General features: G+C 50.8%; 24 protein-coding genes and 6 pseudogenes. 22 read left to right on the top strand and 8 right to left on the bottom strand.

The features are described 5' to 3' along the window. The first annotated feature begins 147 nt into the window (after positions 1-147). The 9 genes from NST29_RS10000 to NST29_RS09960 all read left to right on the top strand — a co-directional run bounded on the left by NST29_RS10000 (position 148) and on the right by NST29_RS09960 (position 3,977). The gene (locus NST29_RS10000) at positions 148-996 is read left to right on the top strand and encodes a sulfurtransferase (RefSeq protein ID WP_033021403.1); all 849 of its coding nucleotides are present in this window, start codon (positions 148-150) and stop codon (positions 994-996) included. Between the two features lie 218 nt (positions 997-1,214). Further along, positions 1,215-1,364, top strand: a complete 150-nt coding sequence (locus NST29_RS09995) for a hypothetical protein (protein WP_165570941.1) — start codon at positions 1,215-1,217, stop codon at positions 1,362-1,364. 112 nt (positions 1,365-1,476) lie between these two features. Beyond that, a complete protein-coding gene (locus NST29_RS09990) occupies positions 1,477-1,998 on the top strand; it encodes a TlpA disulfide reductase family protein (protein ID WP_339232111.1) in 522 nt (173 codons plus the stop codon). A gap of 122 nt (positions 1,999-2,120) precedes the next feature. Then, the gene (locus tag NST29_RS09985) at positions 2,121-2,252 is read left to right on the top strand and encodes an FbpB family small basic protein (RefSeq protein WP_081897221.1); all 132 of its coding nucleotides are present in this window, start codon (positions 2,121-2,123) and stop codon (positions 2,250-2,252) included. A gap of 55 nt (positions 2,253-2,307) precedes the next feature. Continuing rightward, positions 2,308-2,451 carry an acid-soluble spore protein N gene (locus NST29_RS09980; protein WP_011231056.1) on the top strand — a complete coding sequence of 48 codons (144 nt, stop codon included), beginning with the start codon at positions 2,308-2,310 and terminating at the stop codon, positions 2,449-2,451. Positions 2,452-2,480: 29 nt separating this feature from the next. Next, complete coding sequence (gene tlp / locus NST29_RS09975; protein ID WP_033021407.1) at positions 2,481-2,708, top strand: small acid-soluble spore protein Tlp; 228 nt, start codon at positions 2,481-2,483, stop codon at positions 2,706-2,708. Positions 2,709-2,827: 119 nt separating this feature from the next. Beyond that, the gene (locus NST29_RS09970; RefSeq protein WP_033021409.1) at positions 2,828-3,244 is read left to right on the top strand and encodes a thioesterase family protein; all 417 of its coding nucleotides are present in this window, start codon (positions 2,828-2,830) and stop codon (positions 3,242-3,244) included. A gap of 14 nt (positions 3,245-3,258) precedes the next feature. Further along, the gene (locus tag NST29_RS09965) at positions 3,259-3,573 is read left to right on the top strand and encodes a hypothetical protein (protein WP_033021411.1); all 315 of its coding nucleotides are present in this window, start codon (positions 3,259-3,261) and stop codon (positions 3,571-3,573) included. Further along, complete coding sequence (locus NST29_RS09960) at positions 3,570-3,977, top strand: hotdog fold thioesterase (protein WP_339232103.1); 408 nt, start codon at positions 3,570-3,572, stop codon at positions 3,975-3,977. Before NST29_RS09965 ends, NST29_RS09960 begins: the two co-directional genes overlap by 4 nt. A 24-nt stretch (positions 3,978-4,001) precedes the next feature. Here the strand turns inward: NST29_RS09960 and NST29_RS09955 are convergent, their stop codons facing one another. After that, positions 4,002-4,292 carry a HesB/YadR/YfhF family protein gene (locus tag NST29_RS09955; protein ID WP_033021414.1) on the bottom strand — a complete coding sequence of 97 codons (291 nt, stop codon included), beginning with the start codon at positions 4,290-4,292 and terminating at the stop codon, positions 4,002-4,004. 172 nt (positions 4,293-4,464) lie between these two features. Here NST29_RS09955 and NST29_RS09950 point away from each other — a divergent pair, with 172 nt between their 5' ends. Together NST29_RS09950 and NST29_RS09945 are read left to right on the top strand one after the other, a co-directional pair. Further along, positions 4,465-4,611, top strand: a complete 147-nt coding sequence (locus NST29_RS09950; protein WP_165570942.1) for a hypothetical protein — start codon at positions 4,465-4,467, stop codon at positions 4,609-4,611. Positions 4,612-4,969: 358 nt separating this feature from the next. After that, entirely contained in the window at positions 4,970-5,908 is a 939-nt protein-coding gene (locus NST29_RS09945; protein ID WP_033021416.1) for a magnesium transporter CorA family protein, read from the top strand. 175 nt (positions 5,909-6,083) lie between these two features. On the opposite strand, the gene NST29_RS09940 is transcribed toward NST29_RS09945, so the two are convergent. Beyond that, entirely contained in the window at positions 6,084-6,677 is a 594-nt protein-coding gene (locus NST29_RS09940; protein WP_033843952.1) for a DUF502 domain-containing protein, read from the bottom strand. Between the two features lie 174 nt (positions 6,678-6,851). Here NST29_RS09940 and NST29_RS09935 point away from each other — a divergent pair, with 174 nt between their 5' ends. Next, positions 6,852-8,291: an NAD(P)/FAD-dependent oxidoreductase gene (locus NST29_RS09935; protein ID WP_339232101.1), complete on the top strand. Its 1,440-nt coding sequence runs from the start codon at positions 6,852-6,854 to the stop codon at positions 8,289-8,291. 108 nt (positions 8,292-8,399) lie between these two features. Further along, a pseudogene (locus tag NST29_RS09930) lies at positions 8,400-9,761 on the top strand (IS4 family transposase). Positions 9,762-9,921: 160 nt separating this feature from the next. Here the strand turns inward: NST29_RS09930 and NST29_RS09925 are convergent. Beyond that, positions 9,922-11,107 (bottom strand): annotated as a pseudogene (locus NST29_RS09925) (IS701 family transposase). Positions 11,108-11,466: 359 nt separating this feature from the next. Between NST29_RS09925 and NST29_RS09920 the strand changes: the two are divergent. The 5 genes and pseudogenes from NST29_RS09920 to NST29_RS09900 all read left to right on the top strand — a co-directional run bounded on the left by NST29_RS09920 (position 11,467) and on the right by NST29_RS09900 (position 15,430). After that, entirely contained in the window at positions 11,467-11,910 is a 444-nt protein-coding gene (locus tag NST29_RS09920; protein ID WP_339232099.1) for a DUF4288 domain-containing protein, read from the top strand. 35 nt (positions 11,911-11,945) lie between these two features. After that, positions 11,946-12,824: an IS982-like element ISGsp1 family transposase gene (locus NST29_RS09915; protein ID WP_011232378.1), complete on the top strand. Its 879-nt coding sequence runs from the start codon at positions 11,946-11,948 to the stop codon at positions 12,822-12,824. 284 nt (positions 12,825-13,108) lie between these two features. Further along, a pseudogene (locus NST29_RS09910) lies at positions 13,109-14,147 on the top strand (DUF4277 domain-containing protein). 81 nt (positions 14,148-14,228) lie between these two features. Further along, a pseudogene (locus tag NST29_RS09905) lies at positions 14,229-14,942 on the top strand (AAA family ATPase); the annotation flags it as partial. A gap of 287 nt (positions 14,943-15,229) precedes the next feature. Next, positions 15,230-15,430, top strand: a complete 201-nt coding sequence (locus NST29_RS09900; RefSeq protein WP_235207659.1) for a transposase — start codon at positions 15,230-15,232, stop codon at positions 15,428-15,430. A gap of 127 nt (positions 15,431-15,557) precedes the next feature. Here NST29_RS09900 and NST29_RS09895 read toward each other — a convergent pair whose 3' ends face one another. From NST29_RS09895 to NST29_RS09885, 3 genes and pseudogenes are all read right to left on the bottom strand, one after another. Beyond that, positions 15,558-16,106: a hypothetical protein gene (locus NST29_RS09895; RefSeq protein WP_051985128.1), complete on the bottom strand. Its 549-nt coding sequence runs from the start codon at positions 16,104-16,106 to the stop codon at positions 15,558-15,560. Between the two features lie 244 nt (positions 16,107-16,350). Beyond that, positions 16,351-16,631 (bottom strand): annotated as a pseudogene (locus NST29_RS09890) (IS701 family transposase); the annotation flags it as partial. A 128-nt stretch (positions 16,632-16,759) separates the two neighbouring features. After that, a pseudogene (locus NST29_RS09885) lies at positions 16,760-16,936 on the bottom strand (IS110 family transposase); the annotation flags it as partial. A gap of 350 nt (positions 16,937-17,286) precedes the next feature. Between NST29_RS09885 and bioB the strand changes: the two are divergent. The 3 genes from bioB to NST29_RS09870 all read left to right on the top strand — a co-directional run bounded on the left by bioB (position 17,287) and on the right by NST29_RS09870 (position 19,582). Then, the gene (gene bioB / locus NST29_RS09880) at positions 17,287-18,300 is read left to right on the top strand and encodes a biotin synthase BioB (RefSeq protein ID WP_033019957.1); all 1,014 of its coding nucleotides are present in this window, start codon (positions 17,287-17,289) and stop codon (positions 18,298-18,300) included. A 247-nt stretch (positions 18,301-18,547) separates the two neighbouring features. Continuing rightward, positions 18,548-18,781, top strand: a complete 234-nt coding sequence (locus NST29_RS09875; RefSeq protein WP_033019954.1) for a YozE family protein — start codon at positions 18,548-18,550, stop codon at positions 18,779-18,781. Between the two features lie 153 nt (positions 18,782-18,934). Beyond that, the gene (locus NST29_RS09870; RefSeq protein ID WP_033019961.1) at positions 18,935-19,582 is read left to right on the top strand and encodes a hypothetical protein; all 648 of its coding nucleotides are present in this window, start codon (positions 18,935-18,937) and stop codon (positions 19,580-19,582) included. Here NST29_RS09870 and NST29_RS09865 read toward each other — a convergent pair. Beyond that, the gene (locus NST29_RS09865; RefSeq protein WP_255358704.1) at positions 19,548-19,676 is read right to left on the bottom strand and encodes a hypothetical protein; all 129 of its coding nucleotides are present in this window, start codon (positions 19,674-19,676) and stop codon (positions 19,548-19,550) included. The genes NST29_RS09870 and NST29_RS09865 overlap by 35 nt on opposite strands. Positions 19,677-19,805: 129 nt before the next feature. Between NST29_RS09865 and NST29_RS09860 the strand changes: the two genes are divergently transcribed. Continuing rightward, the gene (locus NST29_RS09860) at positions 19,806-19,985 is read left to right on the top strand and encodes a YozD family protein (RefSeq protein WP_033019951.1); all 180 of its coding nucleotides are present in this window, start codon (positions 19,806-19,808) and stop codon (positions 19,983-19,985) included. 48 nt (positions 19,986-20,033) lie between these two features. Here the strand turns inward: NST29_RS09860 and NST29_RS09855 are convergent, their stop codons facing one another. Continuing rightward, positions 20,034-21,140 (bottom strand): DUF2515 family protein, encoded by a 1,107-nt coding sequence (locus NST29_RS09855; RefSeq protein ID WP_033843949.1) that lies wholly within the window; start codon positions 21,138-21,140, stop codon positions 20,034-20,036. Positions 21,141-21,159 lie beyond the last annotated feature (19 nt).

The following is a 21,159-nucleotide window of genomic DNA, read 5'->3' as shown; positions in this document are numbered from 1 at the left end:
GAAACAAAGGATCGATGCCGCCAAATGGTTCGATTTGAAAAACGAGAATGGGAAGCTACCCGTTCCCTTCCATCAGCGACCGACTGACGCGCCCAAAGCGCGTAAGCAAGTGGATCGGCAGGCAAAACGAAAAGGGGGAGAAGAACAATGGCGTCGCTCGTTTCCCACGAATGGCTGCATGCCCATTTGTCCGAAGAAACCATTCGGATTCTTGATTGTCGATTTTGGCTCGGCGCCCCGTCCAAAGGCGCCTCGGCTTACCGGGACGATCATATTCCCGGTGCAGTGTATATCGATTTGGAGCGCGATTTGTCCGGTCCGGTGGCGGAGCACGGCGGCCGCCATCCGCTGCCATCGGCCGAGCAAGCGGCGGCTGTGTTTGGCCGCGCCGGCATCGATGAAACGATGACGGTCGTTGCCTACGATGACCAAGATGGAGCGATGGCCGCGCGCTGTTGGTGGCTGCTTCGCTATTTCGGCCATGAGCGCGTTTACGTGTTGGACGGCAATTACAGCGAGTGGAAAAAGAAAGGCCATCCGGTGACGGACCGCATTCCTGTCGTAGCGCCGCGGCGGTTTCAACCGCGGCCTGACCGGTCATGGCTGGCGACGGTTGAGGATGTGCGCGCCGCTGTGCGCGATCGCTCGGCTGTGCTGATCGATTCGCGCGAGTGGAAGCGGTACATCGGTTTGGAAGAGCCGATCGACCGGGTGGCTGGCCGCATTCCTAGGGCGGTGCATCGGTTTTGGAAAGATGGGGTGGCAGAAGGCGGCTACTGGAAACGCCCAGATGAGCAAGCGGCGCGATTCGCTGATCTTGACCGCGAGACACCGCTGATCGTCTACTGCGGTTCTGGTGTCACCGCCTGTCCGAACGTGCTCGCTTTAAAGGAAGCCGGTTACCGCAACGTCCGGCTGTATGTCGGCAGTTTCAGCGATTGGATTTCCTATCCGGACCACCCGGTCGAAACGGGTGATCCTTCCTTTTCAGCATAGACGTTTTTCAAGCGGATGCCAATGGTCTTGAAGGAAAAGTATGGTCAATAGGTCGTCGTCAAAGAGCCGTTGAAACGGGCAGGACATCTTGAAGGCGAAGGATCGGAATCAATACGTGTTTTTCAAGCGTCGAGCTAGGGGCGCCGTGGTCTCGTGCATCGTTTTTCTCCGGCGGGCGATACTATGTGTGAACCGACGGAACAAGAGGAGGAGAGCGCATGGGCCGGACAAAGCTTGGCAATGCGAATGCCCAACGGAATAACAACGCGAAAAAGAAAAACGGCTTTAATGAATGGACGAGCGAATTCGCTTCCTACGCCGAAGTGGAAGCGGAAAAAATGAAAAATGATCATCAAAACATCCGGTAACGACGAGGGCGCACCCCTCGTTTTTTGTCGTAGGCAGCAACGTTGGCAAAGACAAACGTATGTGCTATAATGAAGGCCAGAATGGCGAAGACGCCGGCCGGGAGGGAAAAGCGTGCGAAAGTGGTTCGTCCTATTGCTATTTTTGGCGGTTGCCGGCTACGGCCTTTGGAACGCGATGGCCGCCGGCAAAACGAACGAAGCGGTTGCTGCCGGCCCGAGGGTAGGCCACCCGGCCCCCGACTTGGCGCTGCCGACGCTTGGCGGCGAGCCGGTCAAACTTTCCGCTTGGCGCGGCAAAGCGGTCGTTCTTAACTTTTGGACGTCATGGTGTCCGCCATGCAAAGAAGAAATGCCGGAACTCGAAAAGTTTTACAAACAGCATGGCCACGAAGTCGCGGTGCTGGCGGTCCATTTGACTACGCGAGATACGCTCGATAACGCCGAGCGATTTGCGAAAAGCAGGAACTTGACGTTGCCAGTCGCCTTGGATGTCCGCGGCGAGGCGTTTTATCACTATCGAGTCCAGACCATTCCGACAACGTATATCATCGACCCGAACGGCATCATCCGGAAAAAAATCGTCGGCCCGGTGACGGCAGCTCGGCTCGAGAAGGCGACAGCGCTCTTTCGTTGACCAATCAACGGCGACGGACAGCGCTTTTTTTCATGCGTAACTATTTTTCAAAAAGTTGTCATAATTTTTATCTTTTTTGGGCATGAATAAGATTACAATAAAAGTGAGGGGAGGTTGAAGCGATGAGACGATCCCGCAAAATGACTCTCCAAGAATTGATCAGCGAGAACAAACGGCAGTTATTGAACGATCGGGAAGCGCTCGAAAAAATCGAGAAAAGGCTGGAAGAGCGGATGCTCAAAAAAGCAGAATAACCCATGCATAGCGGTTCTCCGGGCGGACAGACTAGATGGCGAGGAGGCGAACAAGATGAGCAATCCGAAAGGAAGCCGAAAACATTTCGTGCCGAACCATATCGGCACACAGCCTCGCGCCGCTGGGGGAAACAAAGGCAAACAAATGCAGGACCAATCCGGCCAGCACGCCCAAGTGATTCAGACGAAGGGTGAATAGGGCAAACTCGCGTGAAGGAGGAAGCGTCCATGCCACGTCCGAAACCGGATGACCGCAGCGATAATGTGGAAAAGCTGCAAGAAATGGTGCAACATACGATCGAGAATATGGAAAAAGCCGAGGAAACGATGCAGTTTGCTTCGCCGGAGGAACGGAAGAAGATTGCGGAGAAAAACCGCCGCCGCGAGGAAGCGATCGCGGCGATGCGCGCGGAAATTAAGGACGAAGCTGCTGCGCGGGAACACGGCTACCAATAAACGAAATGAAGCCGCCTTGATTTGGGCGGCTTTGTTTTTTCATTTGCCGGCTTGAGCCAACGAACGGATGAGTGGTAACATGAAAGAAGAGCCCGGCAAAAAATGGAGGGAGAACAAACGTGAAGGTGGTAGAAAAACAAATCGAAGTGCGCTATGCGGAAACGGATCAAATGGGCGTCGTTTACCATGCGAACTACTTAGTTTGGATGGAAGTCGGGCGCACAGAACTGATCAAACAGCTTGGCTTCCATTACGCGGAGATGGAGAAAGAAGGAATTATTTCGCCGGTCATCGATTTGCAAGTGTCGTACAAAAAACCGCTTCACTACGGGGAGACGGCGACCGTCCGCACGTGGATCGACGCTTATGACGGCATCCGCGTCACGTACGGCTACGAAATTCTCGCTCCGGACGGCGAAGTGGCCGTCACCGGCAAGTCGCAACACGTTTGCGTCAAGCGCGAGACGTTTCGACCGATTGTGATCCGCAAATATTTTCCCGCTTGGCACGAAGCGTACGAGCGGGCGAAGCGGTAAAGGGGTGCGGTGCGATGGCGTTTGGCATCCGCCGTCATGAGCTTGAGGCGTGGAAAGAGAAAGTGAAGCGCGGCGAGATCGCCTTTTTGACCCATTATTGGTATGACGAGCGGTTTCCCGATTGTACGACGGTGACGAAAGTCGGCTGCGCCGATATCGCTCAGCTGACCGCTTGGGGGCGGCAATACGGGCTGAAAGAAGAGTGGATCGACCGGCGCGGCGAGTTTCCGCATTTCGACTTGCTCGGCGAGACGCAAAGGCGCGTGTTGCGGCAAGAAGGACGGCTGTTTGAACTCGAACGATTCACGAAACGGGGGAAAAAGAGATGATCGATTTGACCGCTGTGAAGGAAATGGCGAAACATACGTTGATCGATACGCTCGGCATCGAACTGGTCGAGCTTGGCGAAGGCCGCGTCGTTGCGACGATGCCGGTCGACCAGCGCACGCACCAGCCGGCCGGGCTGTTGCATGGCGGCGCCTCGGTCGCGCTCGCTGAAACGGTGGCGAGCATCGGTGCGTATGCGCTTGTCGATCCGCAAACAGAAAACGTCGTTGGGTTGGAAATTAATGCCAACCACGTTCGCGCCGTCCGCAGCGGAACGGTGACGGCGACGGGAACAGTGCTGCACCGCGGCCGGACGACGATGATGTGGGATATACGCATCACCGACGAACAAGGGCAGCTCGTCTGCGTCTCCCGCTGCACGATCGCCATCATTCGAAAAAGCTAGCGCCAAGGCTAGCTTTTTCCTCGTTTATTGGAGCAGAAATACCGGCTCATCGCCTGTTTCGTCCAAATCGACCGTCAAATCGCGCCCGTCAAAATACCATTGGTCGCTGTCATCGACAAAAAAGGTCACGCCATCAATCGTCGTCTGTGCGGCTGGCTCTCCGGCTGGCTCATCTTTCGCCATGCCGAGCGAAAAGCCTTTTTGCACGGTGCCGCATCCTCCGTAGCGGGCGAAAAAGCGAATCGCATCGCCCGGCTTCAATCCGAGCTCCCGCTTGTACCAGTCAAACGCCTTTTTCGTGATCACAATGTTCATAGCTTCCCCTCCTCACGTTTATTATAAGCGAATAAACACCAGCCGGTAAAACGATGAACATTGGCTGACAATGTCAGCGGCCCCTTTCCACAAAGTGGCGGCCTTTTGCCCTCAGGCGCGCGAGTAAAAAGGGCGATGAAGGCAAACAGTAAAAGCGAGGGAGGTGAGCGGGATGAATAAAAAACGACCATTTGCGCCAAGCTACGAATCCGACGGGGTGATGGGGAAAAACAGCAAAACACATCCGCACCGCTCGGAACGACAACCAACCGGCAAACAAGCGCCCGATTTTTTCAACACAACGCCATCGAGCGAATAACGAAGCGGGAACAACCGCTGTTTTTGATGAATAAAGTAGCTAGTAGGCTTAGCTTTGTCGGAATCGATTGGTTTCACAGTTTCGTTTTTGATGAATAAAGTAGCCAGTAGGCTGCTTTTTTTCATGGCAGCTACTATACAAATAGGCCGGTCCGCGTTATCATTATTTGAGGAACATGTTTTGAAAGGAGTGACGTTTTCGTATATGAGTAGTTCGAGTCTGAACGAACCAGAACCGGAATATAGCGGGGAACGCGGCCTGTTCCTTTTCCCGCCCGCTGCTCATCATACGAAAACGAGCTCCGGACGGAAAGGAAGAGGCGCCGCCTTCCTCGCGGGAAAAGGAGGAAGGATGCCAGATGATGAAAATGTATTTATCCGATGCCAGCGGCAAAATGCGGGAAATCGACCGGATTGAAAACGGCTGCTGGATCAATCTCGTCGCCCCGACGGAGGAAGAAATTCGTTACATCGCCCACCATTTGGACATTCCGATCGATTCGATCAAAGACGCGTTGGACGATGAAGAGCGGTCGCGCATCGAAAAAGAGGATAACCATGTATTGATTATCGTTGACATCCCGATTGTTGCTCACGATGAAGTCGACGGCCCGATGTATGAAACGATTCCAATCGGTATGATTATTACCAATACGTGCTTTATCACCGTTTGTTTGCAGGAGAATCCAATTTTCGAAGAGTTTTCAAAAAACAAAATCAAAAACTTTTACACGTTTATGAAAACGCGGTTCGCCTTGCAAATGCTCTACATGATTTCGACGTATTATTTGCGCTATTTGAAGCAAATCAACCGGCGCACGAGCGAAATCGAAAAAGAGCTGCACCAATCGATGAAAAACAAAGAGCTGTTTTCGCTTCTCAGCATGGAAAAAAGCTTGGTGTATTTCATGACATCGCTCAAAGCAAACAACATCGTCATGGAGCGGCTTTTGCGCCTCAACTATTTGCGCATGTACGAAGATGATCAAGATTTGCTGCAAGATGTCATTATCGAAAACAAGCAGGCGATCGAAATGGCGGAAGTGTACAGCAGCATTTTAAGCGGCATGATGGATGCGTTCGCCTCCGTCATCTCGAACAACTTAAACATCGTGATGAAGTTTTTGACTGCCATTACGATCGTCATTTCGTTGCCGACGATGGTGGCGAGTTTTTACGGCATGAACGTGCCGATTCCGTATCAACACTCTCCGTACGCCTTTTTGATCGCGATGGCGCTCGCTGGTTCGCTGTCGGCAGCAACGGCGTACGTCTTTTGGAAAAAGCGGTATTTTTGACGAACGAGCGGCTTTTCGTTGGTGCAGAGAGGGCGAAAAAGCGGCGCGAGCCTTTTACCGACATCGGGAAACATAAAGCGAGAAGCCGCTTTTCAGACAAATTTTTCAACGAAACAAAACGGTCGAGCGGCATGGCCAAGCATTGGCCGCTATGGAAGCAAAAACGGCTGCCCTGTCATTCGGGCAGCCGTTTTTGTTTGCGGGCCGCGACGCCGCCAGAGAGGATAAATTTCATCGCCTCTTCCGGTGCGATGTCGATGACTTCGACCTGCTCTTTCGGAACGAGAAGGGTAAGCCCGGCGACTTGAAATGTCTGTGGAATATAGACCGCCACATAATCGGCAAGCGGGTCGTGCCAGGCGCCGACATCGTCCATCGTAATAAAGCCAAGGCATTTCCAGCCGCTTTCGGGCACGGTAATAAGCACGACTTGCGAAAACGATCGTTTTTCCCCGACGAACGAAGCGATCGTATCTTTGGCGACCGAATAAACGGTTTTCATCAAAGGGATGCTTTCGAGCAGGCGGCCGGCCAATCGGATGAGGCGGCCGCTTACATATTGCGTCGACAGCCAGCCGCACACCGTGATGAGCGCCACCGTGGCGAGCAGGCCGAGTCCGGGGATATAACGGCCGTCCAAATACGGCCGCACATACTGGCCGAGCAGCCCGTCCAACATCGCAAACACTTTGTAGCATACATAGACGGCCAACAAAATCGGCACGATCGTCAGCATGCCGTTTACAAAATTTTTCATGAAAAAACGCATCGTTCTCCTCCCTTTCCCTTTCTTTCTCTCACCATACCAGTTTTTTTAAAGTTGCACAACCAACAAAAGACGAACATTAATTTCATTTAAATAAAAAAAGTTCGTTTTTTTATTGACGAATCCCCAAATGTTCCGTATACTTTCGAATGGAACTTGAAAAATGGGGGATGGATCATGAACAATCATTATGATGTCATCGTGGTCGGCGCCGGGCCGGCCGGCATTTTCACTTGCTACGAACTGACGCGCAAACTGCCTAGAGCGAACGTGCTCTTGATTGATAAAGGGCATGATATCTATAAGCGCAACTGTCCGATTTTACAGAAAAAAATTGAGAAATGCCCGCCGCCGGCCGGAAAAAAAGATTACGCCGGCTGTGTGCCGGCCTGTTCGATCACGAACGGCTTCGGCGGAGCGGGGGCGTATTCGGACGGCAAGTTCAACATCACGAGCGAATTCGGCGGCTGGATGACCGACTATTTGCCAGCTTCGACTGTACTTGAGCTCATCCGCTATGTCGATGAGATCAACTTGAAGCACGGAGCGACGACATCGATCACCGACCCGATGACGGACAAAGTGAAAGAGATCGAGCGGCGCGCCTACGCGGCCGGATTGAAGCTATTGCGCGCCTATGTCCGTCATTTAGGCACCGAACAAAACTTGGAAATTTTAAAAAGCATTTTTGAATATTTGCGCGAGCGGATCGCGATGCGCTTTCAAACGGAAGTGGACGATATCGTGACCGAGCGGACAGAGAGCGGCCACCGGGTCAAGGGAGTCATGTTGAAAAACGGGGAAACGCTGACGGCGGAAAAGGTCGTCATCGCTCCGGGGCGCGACGGTTCGGTTTGGTTGAGCAAAATCTTGCGCAAGCGCCGTTTGCGGATGATCAACAATCAGGTGGACATCGGCGTGCGCGTGGAAACATCGAACATCGTCATGCAAGAAATTAACGAACATCTGTATGAAGGAAAGTTCATTTTCAACACATCGGTCGGAACGCAAGTGCGCACGTTTTGCAGCAACCCGTCCGGACACGTCGTGGTGGAAAATCACTCCGGCATTATGCTCGCCAACGGCCACGCCTACAAAGACCCGAAGCTCGGCAGCAACAATACGAACTTTGCGCTGCTCGTGTCGCACAAATTTTCCGACCCGTTTGACAAGCCGAACGAGTACGCCCATGAAATTTCTCGGCTGGCGAACGCTTTGTCCAACGGCGGCATCATCGTGCAAAAATACGGCGACATCCTCAAAGGAAGGCGCTCGACGGAAAAGCGCATCAAAGAAGGGTTTATCGAACCGACGCTCAAAGAAGCGGTGCCGGGCGATTTAGGCCTCGTTTTGCCGTACAACACGATGAAAAGCTTGATCGAAATGACGGAGGCGCTCAACCACGTCACTCCGGGGCTTGCCTCAGAGCATACGTTATTCTATGGAGTCGAAGCGAAATTTTACTCGGCGCGCCCGAAGCTGAACGACCGTTTTGAAACCGAGATCGCCGGGCTGTATGTCGGCGGCGACGGCGCGGGGATTACGCGCGGTTTGGCACAGGCGAGCGCCTGCGGCGTCTGGATCGCCCGTGACATCGTGGAAAAATTAGGGGAATGAAAAGGGGCTGACCCCATAGCCATCAAGTTAAGAAAACAGGAATAAATCTATGCCTCATTTGACCATCCTTTTGAAGACTTCATCATGTCTTAGAAAGGGTGGTTTTTTTTGAAGACGTCCTTATCTCTCCAAGAGGAATGGCATTGTTTTTTAGAGGGATTACGAAGCGTGTTATCGTGCGAAGAGCTGGAACAGATGGCCCGAGATCATCGATTTATTCAACGAAAGGGGAAGTTGCGCGCCCATGACTTCGTGGCACTTTGCACATTTCTCCAGGAAGAAGGTGGTCAAAAATCATTGGTGCAGCTCTGCAGTGCTCTAGCTCTTAAGCAAAACACCTCTCTGAGTGCGGAAGGGCTCAATCAACGGTTTAACGAAAAAGCAGTGAGTTTCCTCAAAGCGGTGTTCGAAAAACTGCTGATTCATCAGACGCAGGAGGCCCGTCACGTGTGTCAAAGACATTCGCTGTTTCGCCGGATTCGCATTCTCGATTCCACGTCGTTTCAACTGCCTCCTGAGATCCAAGGGATTTACGAGGGATGTGCGGGGGCTGGGGTGAAAATTCAGTTAGAATATGAATGGCTAGAAGGGAAGTTTCTCCATGTGGACGTTGGGGATGCTCGTCATCATGACGCCGCCTACGGAGCGTCCCTTCGATCGACCATTCAAGAAGGAGACCTTTGTTTGAAAGACTTGGGCTATTTTTCTCTTGAGGGATTGCAAGCGATTCATGATGCCGGAGCCTTTTACATTTCGCGGCTCAAACACAATGTAGGGATTTACCAAAAAGAAGGGGATCCATTTCGAAAATGGGAACCAGAGGATTTCCTTGCGATGCTGCAACCCGGAGAAACCATAGAACTGGAAGATGTGTATGTCAGTGGAAAGAACGTTCATCAACCGCGACTCATTGTGTATCGACTGACCGAAAAACAGGAACAACAGAAGGAAGGACAATGGAAACAGAAGGCCAAACAAAAAGGGGCCGCGTACGTGACGCGACGTCCCCACCCAATATATGTATATATCACCAATATTCCAGCGATTGATACCTCCTTGCATGACATTCATACGCTGTATTCTCTTCGCTGGCAAATTGAGGTGATAGTTAAAACATGGAAATCCCTGTTTCACATTCATCGATTCAAACGGATGAAAGGGACTGGCTTTCAGTGCCACTTGTATGGAACGTTGATTGCCTTATTGATCATCTCTACGGTCATGTTTGCCATGCGGGAATGGCTCTATCGAAAACAGAAAAAGGAATTGAGCGAATAGAAGGCGATGAGTATGATCAAGGAGTGGGGGATGGATTGATTTCAAGCCTTATGGTGTTCTGAGGCGCTAGCTGCCCAGCTCCTTTCTAAACTCTGTAACATAATCGCTCAACACGGAAAAAAATCAAGGCGTTATACAAAAAAGAGCGCTTTAGACATGATCGAGAGTTTGGTCATCATGCCGTTGCCGTAAGAAATTCCCATCTTATACCATAAAAAAACCTTCTATAGGGAAGGGGTATTTGGCATGCCTATCTTTCCATATTCCCACGGTCACAGCCTCCAAAGATATAGAGTGAAGCCTTGGAGCTACTCGCTCCAAGGCTTCACTTGATGGCTATGCAGGGGACCCCTTAGGCGACATGGAGCTGTTTTTTGATCACATCAATGGGAATATCTTGCTTCGCGGCATCGTAGATGAACTCGACGACGCTGTGCCCTTTCCGAGACCGAAGAAGCTCCAGGCCGGAAGAGAGGTCTTGCTGAGATTCGGCGATGCTGTATACGCAGGCGAACAGCACCACGGCCCAATACCGTTTCACCGCCCGAATGTGACGAACACGGTCCACCTGACTTCAGCTGGTCTTTGGCCTGCCGGAAAAAGCATTCGATCGTCCAGCGCTGGGCATAATAACGCAAGATCTCTTCATCGCCTAGCTCCCGGTCGGTGCTCAAGACGACATGGAGATGATCTGGCGTCATCGGTTCATCCGCCTTCCAAGCCAGCAGCACCACCGCGTCATCGAGGCCATGGATCGCTCCCTCGTAGCGATACACGCGGTAACGCTCCTTCCCCACCGTGACGAGGTGGGTGTCGTTGGGCTCGATATAGCGGGCGAACTTCTTCGCTTGGATGGCGATACCTTTCGGATAGAGAATCCGGTTCGTCTTGAGCATGGCGATGACATGGAATCCTTGTTTCAGGCAGGCTTCGATGAGCGCTTGGGACGGATACCACGAATCCATGAGCACATACACCGGCTGAGCCCGTTTCCCCTTGAGCGAGGAAAGCATCTCGATCGCTAGGTCGATCTTGCTTCTTCCCGCCGTCTTGTCATACAGACGAAAGGCGAACGGAAACGCTTGCGTGAAGGTATGCACCATCAGCCAAACGAGCGAATGCCCCCAAACGGATTGATGATCTTTGTGCGAGTAGTGCCAATCACACCCTTGAATGGCGCGGGCAGCCCGTGACGAAGGCTTCGTTTTTTGGCAAATCGTATCATCAATCGAAACAAAAAGGGGTTGATTCTCCCGTTTGGCTAGGCGTTCGATCTGGCGAAGAATCCATTCTTGAAGCTTCTCAAGCCGTTTTTCCTCGTTCCAAGGGCTTTTCGTGAAAAAATGGCTGAGCGTGGTTCGATGGTTGGGATGAAAACTCCAGTACCGGACATCCGTCAATGTCCCCGAAAATCCCTTGGTCGTCAAGGCGTCGACAAGGTAAACGAGATGCTTGATGACCGGCTTCGAGAAATAAAGCGCCAATCCCAGCGTCATGAAAAACTTGTGGATTCGTTGATGATGTGCTAATCTATTCATGAGACATGAACCTCCTTGTGGGTAGTTTGAGCACATCTATTTTACTCAAGGAGTTGGGTTCATGTCTCCTTTTTTGTTTAGTTGTCAATTTATGTTAGCAAATTTGCTCATCTACAGTAGCAAAGAAAAAGAAAGGATCAATATTAAGAGAGTTTCCTTCAGAATATTTAGATAAAACGTTGGATGAAATTGAAAAAGACGCTAAAAAGGGGGTACCTAATGCTAAGAAGGCTAAAAAATTGTTAACCGATAAGAGATTTGATAAATAATTTTTTTAGGATTTAAAACCGTATTTAGAACCCTTAAGCGAATTGGTTAAGGGTTCTAAATACTATTTTCTCATAGAGGGGGGATTTTTTATGGAACCAAATTTACAGGAGTCTCAAATAAATTGGTACGCAGTCAAAATATTATTTGAATCTATACACTTTGGAAACCCACTTCCCGATAAAATTGATGAACACTACTACGACAATAACAAAAAGCTTTTTGAAGAAAGTATTATTCTTATTAAAGCAAAAACAATCGAACAAGCATACAATATTGCAGAAGAGCAAGCTAAACAATCAGAGCACGAATACTTAAATTCTTATGGTCAATTGGTAAGATGGAAATTTGTGGATATATTACATGCGTTCGAGCTTAATGATGATGAATTTAAAACCGGAACAGAAATTTATTCAAGATTTATACACGCTAAGAAAGAAGATACGTATAAAGATATTATTATTCAACCCGTGGTGCTAGATAAAACTCAGACAAGCATAAAAATAGCCCTTGCTGGCGGATCTCCAGTAGAATGAAAGTGTCACCCAACATTCGAAAGGAGAGATCCCCCATGCAAGAGCACTTTCATTTTACTACAGATCCAGCCAAACTTCAAAAACAATATGCCGCTATTTTCTGTTTTGTTTCTGCCCAACTGTCGTTGATTCAAATGTATCTTCATCGCCGCAACCGTCACTTGGTCAAGCAAGAAGACGAAGTGGTCATGGCGGTTCACCTTTTGGGGAAGCTGCTGGGCTTTTCTTCCGAACGAGCCTGGCATCGTTTTGTCACGGGAAATTTGTTCACAAACGGCTCGTTTCTTGAACGCTCCCGATACAACCGCCGCTGCCGAGCGCTTGGTTTCGCCATCAAATGGATCCGTCATGAGCTGGCGAAACGTGGCCAACACCATGCTTATGCGGTCGTCGACAGCTTGCCTCTTCCGTTGTGCCATCCCGTGAGAATGCAGCGCGTCAAGCGATTTCGAGGGATCGCGGATATGGGGTATTGTGCTTCCAAAAAGCAATGGTACTACGGTTTCAAGCTGCATCTTCAAGTGACCAATCAAGGGCTGGCCATGGGCTATGTCGTGACGGAAGCGTCCTGCCACGACGTCAAAGCCGCTGAAACGGTGATGACTCAAATCCCTCATCCCTACAACTTTGGGGACAAAGGGTACATCAGCCACGCTCTTCGAGAAAAGCTGTACGAAGAACACCAAGCCGCGTTCTGGACACCGTCTCGACACAATCAAAAGCACGGCCCATCCAAGGCATGGGAAGAATGGATCAGGAAAAAACGCAAAGTCATCGAGACGGTGTTTTCGATTCTCGTAGACCAATACCGGATCACCGACATTCGAGCGAATTCCATTGCCGGGTTTGAAGTGGCACTCGATGGCATCTTGTTGGCTTATTCCTTGGTCACACTAGGGCTGGTTGAGCGCTGACGCTCAACTAGCACCACGGGTTATTATTCAGTATTATCCGGAAGCCTTAGATAAAAAAGACGAACCTAAATAAAGAAGAAAATATCAAAAAACATATATTGAGTTTGTTTTGAATATAAAGAAGCCGATTCTCCCTTGAAGTGAGGGGAAATCGGCTTTTTCTATGTGAGAAATTGCTTAACGTCTCACATTTCGCACCCTCTCGACAAAAATCGGGAGGATTTTTTTATCTTCCTGTCGAATCAAACCTTGAAACACAAGGAAAGCAAAGGAGTTTGCCCATCATGGACGTTCGAATTCGGGCCATTTATGAAAGTTCTTATTTGAATAGAATAAGCGCCCTGTTCAAAGATCTTGACCTTCCTCAGTTGATTGATCATCTGGTTCCCGTGAATCCGCAATGCCAAACTCGAGCCAGCGATATCGTCAAGCTAATCGTTCTGGATATCTTGAGCGGCCGGCAAGCGCTCGTTCATTGGGAACAATGGGCGCATGACATCGATTGGCCGAAGCGGATTCGGCCAGGGCTGGATCCGTCTTGGTTCAACGACGATGCCATCGCGTGTCATTTGGATCGCCTGTATGAGGCGAATCTCCATCAAGTCCTTTCGTCTTGCCTCGTGCAGATCGACAAGAAAGAAGGTCTCTCTCTTCGCGTCTTCCACGCCGATACGACGGACAAGACCGTTTACGGCGCGTATGAATCGGTCTCGTCAGAGGCCCTGCAGATCACGCATGGCTACAACCGGCACCATCGTTGACAAAAACCAATCGGTTTCGGGCTGATCGGCAACGAAGACGGCATCCCGTTTTCCGGCGATGTGCACGACGGCAACGTGCCGGACAAAACGTGGAATCCCGAGGTGCTCTCCCGTGTCCATGAACAGCTGAAGCAAGCCAAGATCCAAGACGATTGGATTTACGTGGCGGATTCCGCTGCGATGACGAAAGATACACTGACGCTCCGTGGAGATGAACTTCTCTTTCTTGAAAGACCCGTTCTTTACGGATGAGATTTGCGTCAAAAAACCAGAACGGGTCGCGGTATTGGGTGATTTGTTTCTGTTGGCCTTGGCCATTTACCGCGTCTTCCAGCGCCGGGTGCGTCCGTTCATCACCCCGGAACGCCCATTCAAGGGCGCGGGAGGCCGGAAACTGACCCGACCCACCGGGCAGGCGATTTTTCAGTTGTTCCGGTATGTGAAAGTCGTCCTACTGGAGCTGCCGGATGGGCACATCCAACGCGCGTTAGGGAAACCGCTCACCCCTGATCAGCGAAGGATCCTGCAGGGATTGGGCATGGATGAGAGCATTTACGTGTAACGTCATACGGAACGACTAGCGATGGTAAAAAAAGGATTGCCATCGCTCGTTGTGTTGGTCGAAATGTTATTCTGAAAAACGAAATCGCTGCGGGCGCTGGAGTACGTGAAACGAACCCGGGGAATCGGGCTGTTGACCGGAGAACCGGGGGCGGGCAAGACATTCGCCCTTCGGGCGTGGAAAGAATCGTTGTCCCCTTCTTTGTATCACGTGGTCTACTTCCCGTTATCGACCGGAGGCGTGATGGATTTTTACCGCGGGCTGGCCCTTGGGTTGGGGGAAGAACCGAAATATCGCAAGGTGGATCTCTTTCGCCAAATCCAGCAAGCCATTGAGCGGTTGTATCATGAACGGCGGATCACACCGGTGTTGATATTGGACGAGATGCATTTAGCGAAGGATGCCTTTTTACAGGACATCGCGATCTTGTTCAACTTTGAGATGGATTCGACCAACCCCTTTGTCTTGATGTTAGCCGGGCTGCCCCATTTACAGGGGAAGCTGCGGCTCAATCAGCACCGCCCTCTCGACCAGCGCATCATCATGCGATGCCGGATGGGACCGCTCGAGAAGGAGGAGGTGGCGGGCTACATCGAGCATCGGATGAAACAGGCCGGGGCGAAGCATCCGATCTTCACTCCATCGGCGTTAGAGGCGATTGCCCTGCAGTCGCAGGGATGGCCTCGGGTGATCAACACGCTGGCTACGACATGCCTGCTGTACGGGTATCAGCTGAGAAAGGACGTCATTGACGAAGAAGTGGTACGTATGGCCACAGAGGAAATGGGGTATTAGCACGAAAGGGGCCGAATCGGCCTCTTTTGTGCTTTCTCTTTTCCATCGGTCCACCAGGCGCGCTGGAAATCTTCATCTGAAAGAGCGTGCAAACGTTCCGAAAGAATGTGCAAAATCCGGAACAATCCGCAAAAATTTTGCACATTATTTCGGAATCCGCCTGAAATAATTTGAAAAAGGGATTCTGAAATAATGTGCTAATTTACACCCGGCCGACCGACACGTTGGCGAAAGGAGCCCCGGACCGGTTCATCGTCTTAGTGCTGGATAACGCCCGAATTACCAAAATGGTGAGAGTGTGTTTGCAGGAAGAAGGACCGTGTGTTCACTTCATTTCCCTTCCTCCCTATTCTCCGCAACGGAACCCGATCGAACGCTTGTGGAAATGGCGGAAAGACACCGTCATCGCCAATGTGCTTTCACAACGATCGAAACGATATCACTCAAGCCATTGCCCGGTTGGTGGACTACACCCGAGAAAATGCTGAAACGCCTAGGAGGCTGGTGATTTACTCACGCAACCGCTTCTCGCAATCGTTTCTTAAATAGAAAAACCGGTTGCATCAGCTTCTATGTTCACGCGTTCCATCATCGATCAAGGCAAACAGCGTTTTTTCACCAGCCTTCTAGAGCCGAAATATGTTCAACAATTTCCTCAGGTTCTTGGTTCCATAGAGGTGTTTTCATTGCTTGCGCTGGGTTCCGACTATCCCCTTTCAATCCAACAATTTTATAATCCGTTTCTTGGAGATAGTTTATCAAAACTGTATTATTCCAGACAGTATAAGGAGTTACTATGAAAATTCGTTTAGCATTAAGAAAATGTAGAGCCTTAAGAATTGCTGAAGAAGGAGTTACAGCGGGAACACCTGCCGTTTTAGATATTCGATTCAAAAGTTCTTGAGTGAATTGTTGACCTCTGTAAAAACTCCCGGTTGTGAAACCGTAGACCACTACATCCACTTTAGCTCGAGCAAGTTCATTAGCAGCTCTTTCGATATGTAAATTGAACAGGTCCATTCCTTCCTCCGATTCTACACCACTAGGACCTGCTATTCTTGTTGCATGCACAGTTGCTACTTGTGAAAGGTGTTCATAGAAGTCCACTTCAATTGTTGTATTTCCGGCAGGAACAATAAGGCCAACTCTTTTTTTTGGACGCATAACATCCCCCCTAACAATCAAAATTTAGTAAAAATATAATATTAAGGTTCATCCCCACAACATGTACTTGACAGACAGTACGCTTCATCATTTGTTTCCCGTTCTTTCTTGGATGCATAAGCAAGGTATGTGATGAAAAAATCAAGTACTGGTGAAGAGCCAATATTGATAACTTTTTGTATAACTGTAGATGAGTATTTTTGTTACAGTAATTCCCATACCCTGAGAGACAAACAGGGTACCCTTAGGCGACATGAAGCTGTTTTTTGATCACATCAATGGGAATCTCTTGTTTTGCATCGTCATCGATGAACTCAACCATGCTGTGCCCTTTCCGAGACCGAAGAAGCTCCCGTCCGGAAGAGAGGTCTTGTTGAGATTCCGCGATGCTGGATACGCAGGCGAACAGCACCACGGCCCCATACCGTTTCACCGCCCGAACGTGGCGAACACGGTACCACCTGACTTCAGCTGGTCTTTGGCCTGCCGGAAAACGCATTCGATCGTCCAGCATTGGGCGTAGTAACCATGAGGCATGAACCTTCCTTGTGGGTAGTTGGTGGTACATCGATTCTAACCAAGGAATCGGGTTCATGTCTCCTTTTTTATTTGTTTGTAAATTTATGTTAGCGAATTTGCTCATCTACAGTATACTAATTTACTTGTGGCTTTCGAAACAGTTCTTTTCGGGAAAGCATGCAGTAAATGGTGACAAGCATTCAGTGCGCGATCGCAACGAGTGCTTTTTTCTTTCCCCAGCGAGCCACCAATGACCTAAATTTCGCCGACAACGGTTGATTCCTCCATTGCGATCACGTCCATGTCGCTTCATAATAATGTGGATTTAACATATCCCCCCGAGAAGTCTCCCACTTCTAAGCGAAGTGTAGGTGGGGGAGGTTCATTTAATTGAATTCTGTTCAGTTTTATTTATCAGTCACAATGGACACAAACAGTTTTGCACAGGGTCGAACCACTATTAAAAAGCACGTCTTTTCAAACTGTTTGCATTCATCATTCATTATGGTAAGGAGAAATGGATTTTCATGCCTAGGTGAGGAGTAAAATTTAATCATGGGTGTTTTTTGTGAAAATAGTAAACTTAATCATTAAATAGGTTGACAAAACTCCACGCCGTGCCCTACGATAAATGTAACGAAGTGGAAAGGGGAGCGGAACGATGGGGAATTGGATGGAATTGGCAGAACGCGTGTTAGCAGGGCATGAGTTGACGGATGACGAGGCGCTGGCGATTCTCGACTGTCCGGATGAGGAGCTGCTTGCCTTAATGCAAGGGGCGTATCACATCCGCCGCGCCTATTACGGCAACAAAGTGAAACTGAATATGATCATCAACGCCAAGTCCGGGCTCTGTCCGGAAAACTGCGGATATTGCTCGCAATCATCGATTTCAACCGCGCCGGTCCAAACGTATAAAATGGTCAATAAAGAAACGCTCATTCGCGGCGCGGAAGAGGCGTATCGCCTGCAAATTGGCACCTACTGCATCGTGGCAAGCGGGCGCGGGCCAAGCGATAAAGAGATCGACATCGTTGTGTCTGCGGTCAAGGAAATTAAGGAGCGGTTTGGGCTGAAAGTGTGCGCCTGCCTGGGGATCTTAAAGCCGGAGCAGGCTGCGCGGCTGAAAGAGGCGGGGGTGGATCGCTACAATCACAACATCAACACGTCGAAAGAGCACCACCCGAACATTACGACGTCCCATACATATGACGATCGGGTGCGGACGGTGGAAACGGTGAAAGAAGCCGGGATTTCGCCTTGTTCCGGGGTCATTATCGGCATGAAAGAGACGAAGCGAGATGTCGTCGACATGGCGCGCAGCCTGCGGGCGCTTGACGCCGACTCCATTCCCATCAACTTTTTGCATGCGATTGACGGCACACCGCTGGCGGGGACGAACGAACTGAACCCGCGCTACTGTTTGAAGGTGCTGGCGCTGTTCCGCTATATCAACCCGACAAAAGAAATCCGCATCGCCGGCGGACGGGAAGTGAATTTGCGCTCGCTCCAGCCGCTCGGGCTGTATGCCGCCAACTCGATCTTTGTCGGCGACTATTTGACGACCGCCGGACAAGAAAAATCGGCAGACTATCAGATGCTTGAGGACCTTGGATTTGAGATAGAGTTTGCCCCGGTGCCACAGGCCGAAGTCGGCGAAAAGGCATGGATATAAAGGACGATGGAAAGACGCTTCCTTGTTGCCGGGAGCGTCTTTTTTCACGCCCCGCACCTATTTTGCCCGCGCTTAGCGGACCGAATGGCCAACTTCCGTTTCCGCTGGCGCTGCCGGTCGGCCCATCATTGGCATGAAAAAAGCGCTTGTTGCGTACGATGGCAATACGAGAGGCAAAAAACGACTTCACAAACCGTTCGGCGCTCATTATAATAGCAACAAAGAGAAAGGAAAGGAATGGGGGAATATGGAAAAAACATTTTACCGCTACTTATTGCGTTTCCGTTATGGGCATGCGGAAGACCCGATCGTTCGTTTTGCGAACGGGGCGTATGCTGACCATAGTTTTCCGAAAGGATCGGTCGATTACGAAGAGCTAAGCGGCTATTTAGAGTTGAACGGCGATTATTTGGAAAGCATGGCCGTCTTTGATGAACTGTGGGAGCAGTTTGTGTATGAGGCGTCGCCACGAGCCCGCTGACAGCGGGGGCGGTCGCCGCATCGTAAGGAGGCGTTCCCGCTTTGTTTATGGGAGCGCTTTCACAACGTCTTTTTCCGCGCGCCAGAAGGTGTCCACCTCGTTTGCCTTGCATATACTATACTAACCATTTGTTCAAAAGGGTGGGAGATGCCGATGAGCGCGCCGAAACGCCCGAAGTTTTCCATTGGCGATGTCGTCGTCAACACATTGTACGGAACGGTCGGAACCGTCACCGGCATTCAGCAGGTTGACGGCACGTTTTTATATGAAATCAACCATAGCCATAGCTTGTTTGCTGAGCAAGCGCTCGTTGCCTTGTCCGAGTTTGCCGGTGATTTATGGATCGTCGAGGAGGTCGAAATCGAACTGCCGTTTTTCCTTGGCGAGATCGTCCGCGTCCGTGATTATGGCGGCCATTTGTTTAAAGTCGTCGGCGTGCGGACGGAAATTTACCGCTACTACGGGGAAGGATGGGAAGAGACGATTTACGAGTTGAAGCGGTTGACGGACGGATGGGAGATTGAAGTGCCGCTTGAAGACATTATTCCGGTGGCCCTAGGAGAAGAGACGTCCGTCACGCTCGTGCAGGATATTGTCATCGCGATGCCAGCACTTTGGCCGCTGCCGGCCGACAACCGAAGCAGCGGGCCGTCTGTTGATGAACTGCTCGATGTGTACAATGATTATAAAGCGCTGTACGAATGGTTCGGGGATGAACAATATAAACAAATGATGGAAACGGTTGTCCAACGTCTACGAACGATCGTCAATCACCAAAACATAGAAACTGATAAAGGATGAAGAGAAAATAAGGAACGCCAGCCCACATGACCAGTGCGCCGAGCCCGTTGACGACTGTTTCCATCATTTTGTCCGCCGCTGTTGGCTTGTCCATCGGTTTCGCCTCCATGTTTTCGTATGGTCAATACATACATATGGGGAAGAGAACGAAGATAGAACAGCGTCATTTTTGACATAAAGGAGAAAGCCGTGACATACAACATTACAAAGGGGGCGAGAGGCAGTGAAGGAAATTGAAGTGGTGATCGACACGGAAGAAATCGCGGAGTTTTTTTATGAACAGCTGATCCGCCGCGGATTTGTGCCAACGCAAGAGGAACTTGCGGAACTGGCTGACATTACGTTTGACTATTTGCTGGAAAAATGCCTGATTGATGAGGAAATCGATGTCGACGACGAGTGACAGCTCGTCGTTTTTGTCGTCTTGGCGAAAGAAAGCCATGAGGAAAGCTCACTCGGCTGCCTGAGCGGCGGCTTTCATCATGGCCAAATGCCGCTCGTAGCGGCCGGTCATGTCGCCGGAAGCCGGGAGCGGAAGCGTTTCAAGGGCGCGGATGATCGTATGATCCGTGAACCAGTCGCGCTGATCGGAAAACGAATGAATGAGATCGGGCCACACGGATTCCAGCGTTGGGCTGTAAAGGCGGTGTCCGCCGCGGTCGGCGGTAAACCGCTGCGGCCAAAAATCAGCGCGGGAGCCGCTATGAGGGACGCGGCGGGCAAACCGAACAGCGCCGCGAAACAGCCGAGCATCGAATAAAAGCAAGCTGTACAGCGTTTTGCCGATATGAATGCGGTGGTGGACATCGATGAAATCACGCACCGTCGTGCCCGCTAGATTGACGCGGCCGTTTTGCTCAAACGGGATGAGCACATCGTTGAAACCAAGCCATTGCTCGACGATAAACGGCCAGCTTGACAGCACGCGGGCGCGGAAAAACGGGTGCTCGACGACGCGGAGCTGGATGTAGTATTGTTCGTTCACGATCAAGGCGACCGTGAGAAGCGGGGCGTCCCCGGTGTGCCAAAAAAGTTCCCACAGCGGCTGCATAAACGAGGACACGCCCAATGCCGGCAACAGGTGAAAGAGCGGCGTTCCTCTGCGCTTGCTTTCCGCATACAGCAGAAGCTGCGGATAAGCGTCATGAAAAATTAACGCGTTGGCCCGCTCCAAAAACAGAAAAAGGGGAGCGATCATTTCGTTCGACAGCAAGCGCGGCAGCAAACCGCCGCGCAAGTCGGTCATATTCCAGCCGCCGTTGCGTGAGACAAGATGGGCCAAAAGCGCCCAGTGCAGTTCGGGATAGCGCTCGAACATGGCCAAGTAAGCGGCGGTGCGCGTGACGTTGTTGCGGTTTTGTTCCGCTGTCGCCCGCCGGATGGCGGCGATGATCGCCTCCTCTTCCGGACGCGCGGGGCGAGGCGGCCGGGCGGCGCGGCGAGCGATCAGTTCGTGAAGCAAACCGGCGTCGGCGAGGCGGACCGGATGGCGGTACAAAAAAGAGCGATAGGCATGCTGCAGCGGGTGGCGCAGCCAATCGAGCGGATGAAAGGGCATCGATCGTCTCTCCTTTCGA

This window comes from Geobacillus sp. FSL W8-0026 (assembly GCF_037966255.1).
GTDB classification, from domain to species: Bacteria; Bacillota; Bacilli; order Bacillales; family Anoxybacillaceae; genus Geobacillus; species Geobacillus icigianus.
This window is presented reverse-complemented; position numbering and strand designations above follow the sequence as displayed.

Bases quoted from the DNA above. Each gene is read 5' to 3' on its own strand.
- NST29_RS10000 (WP_033021403.1), top strand. From the start codon at position 148: ATGGCGTCGCTCGTTTCCCACGAATGGCTGCATGCCCATTTGTCCGAA.
- NST29_RS09995 (WP_165570941.1), top strand. From the start codon at position 1,215: ATGGGCCGGACAAAGCTTGGCAATGCGAATGCCCAACGGAATAACAAC.
- NST29_RS09985 (WP_081897221.1), top strand. From the start codon at position 2,121: ATGAGACGATCCCGCAAAATGACTCTCCAAGAATTGATCAGCGAGAAC.
- NST29_RS09980 (WP_011231056.1), top strand. From the start codon at position 2,308: ATGAGCAATCCGAAAGGAAGCCGAAAACATTTCGTGCCGAACCATATC.
- tlp (WP_033021407.1), top strand. From the start codon at position 2,481: ATGCCACGTCCGAAACCGGATGACCGCAGCGATAATGTGGAAAAGCTG.
- NST29_RS09965 (WP_033021411.1), top strand. From the start codon at position 3,259: ATGGCGTTTGGCATCCGCCGTCATGAGCTTGAGGCGTGGAAAGAGAAA.
- NST29_RS09960 (WP_339232103.1), top strand. From the start codon at position 3,570: ATGATCGATTTGACCGCTGTGAAGGAAATGGCGAAACATACGTTGATC.
- NST29_RS09955 (WP_033021414.1), bottom strand. From the start codon at position 4,292: ATGAACATTGTGATCACGAAAAAGGCGTTTGACTGGTACAAGCGGGAG.
- NST29_RS09950 (WP_165570942.1), top strand. From the start codon at position 4,465: ATGAATAAAAAACGACCATTTGCGCCAAGCTACGAATCCGACGGGGTG.
- NST29_RS09945 (WP_033021416.1), top strand. From the start codon at position 4,970: ATGATGAAAATGTATTTATCCGATGCCAGCGGCAAAATGCGGGAAATC.
- NST29_RS09940 (WP_033843952.1), bottom strand. From the start codon at position 6,677: ATGCGTTTTTTCATGAAAAATTTTGTAAACGGCATGCTGACGATCGTG.
- NST29_RS09935 (WP_339232101.1), top strand. From the start codon at position 6,852: ATGAACAATCATTATGATGTCATCGTGGTCGGCGCCGGGCCGGCCGGC.
- NST29_RS09920 (WP_339232099.1), top strand. From the start codon at position 11,467: ATGGAACCAAATTTACAGGAGTCTCAAATAAATTGGTACGCAGTCAAA.
- NST29_RS09915 (WP_011232378.1), top strand. From the start codon at position 11,946: ATGCAAGAGCACTTTCATTTTACTACAGATCCAGCCAAACTTCAAAAA.
- NST29_RS09900 (WP_235207659.1), top strand. From the start codon at position 15,230: ATGGTGAGAGTGTGTTTGCAGGAAGAAGGACCGTGTGTTCACTTCATT.
- NST29_RS09895 (WP_051985128.1), bottom strand. From the start codon at position 16,106: ATGCGTCCAAAAAAAAGAGTTGGCCTTATTGTTCCTGCCGGAAATACA.
- bioB (WP_033019957.1), top strand. From the start codon at position 17,287: ATGGGGAATTGGATGGAATTGGCAGAACGCGTGTTAGCAGGGCATGAG.
- NST29_RS09875 (WP_033019954.1), top strand. From the start codon at position 18,548: ATGGAAAAAACATTTTACCGCTACTTATTGCGTTTCCGTTATGGGCAT.
- NST29_RS09870 (WP_033019961.1), top strand. From the start codon at position 18,935: ATGAGCGCGCCGAAACGCCCGAAGTTTTCCATTGGCGATGTCGTCGTC.
- NST29_RS09865 (WP_255358704.1), bottom strand. From the start codon at position 19,676: ATGGACAAGCCAACAGCGGCGGACAAAATGATGGAAACAGTCGTCAAC.
- NST29_RS09855 (WP_033843949.1), bottom strand. From the start codon at position 21,140: ATGCCCTTTCATCCGCTCGATTGGCTGCGCCACCCGCTGCAGCATGCC.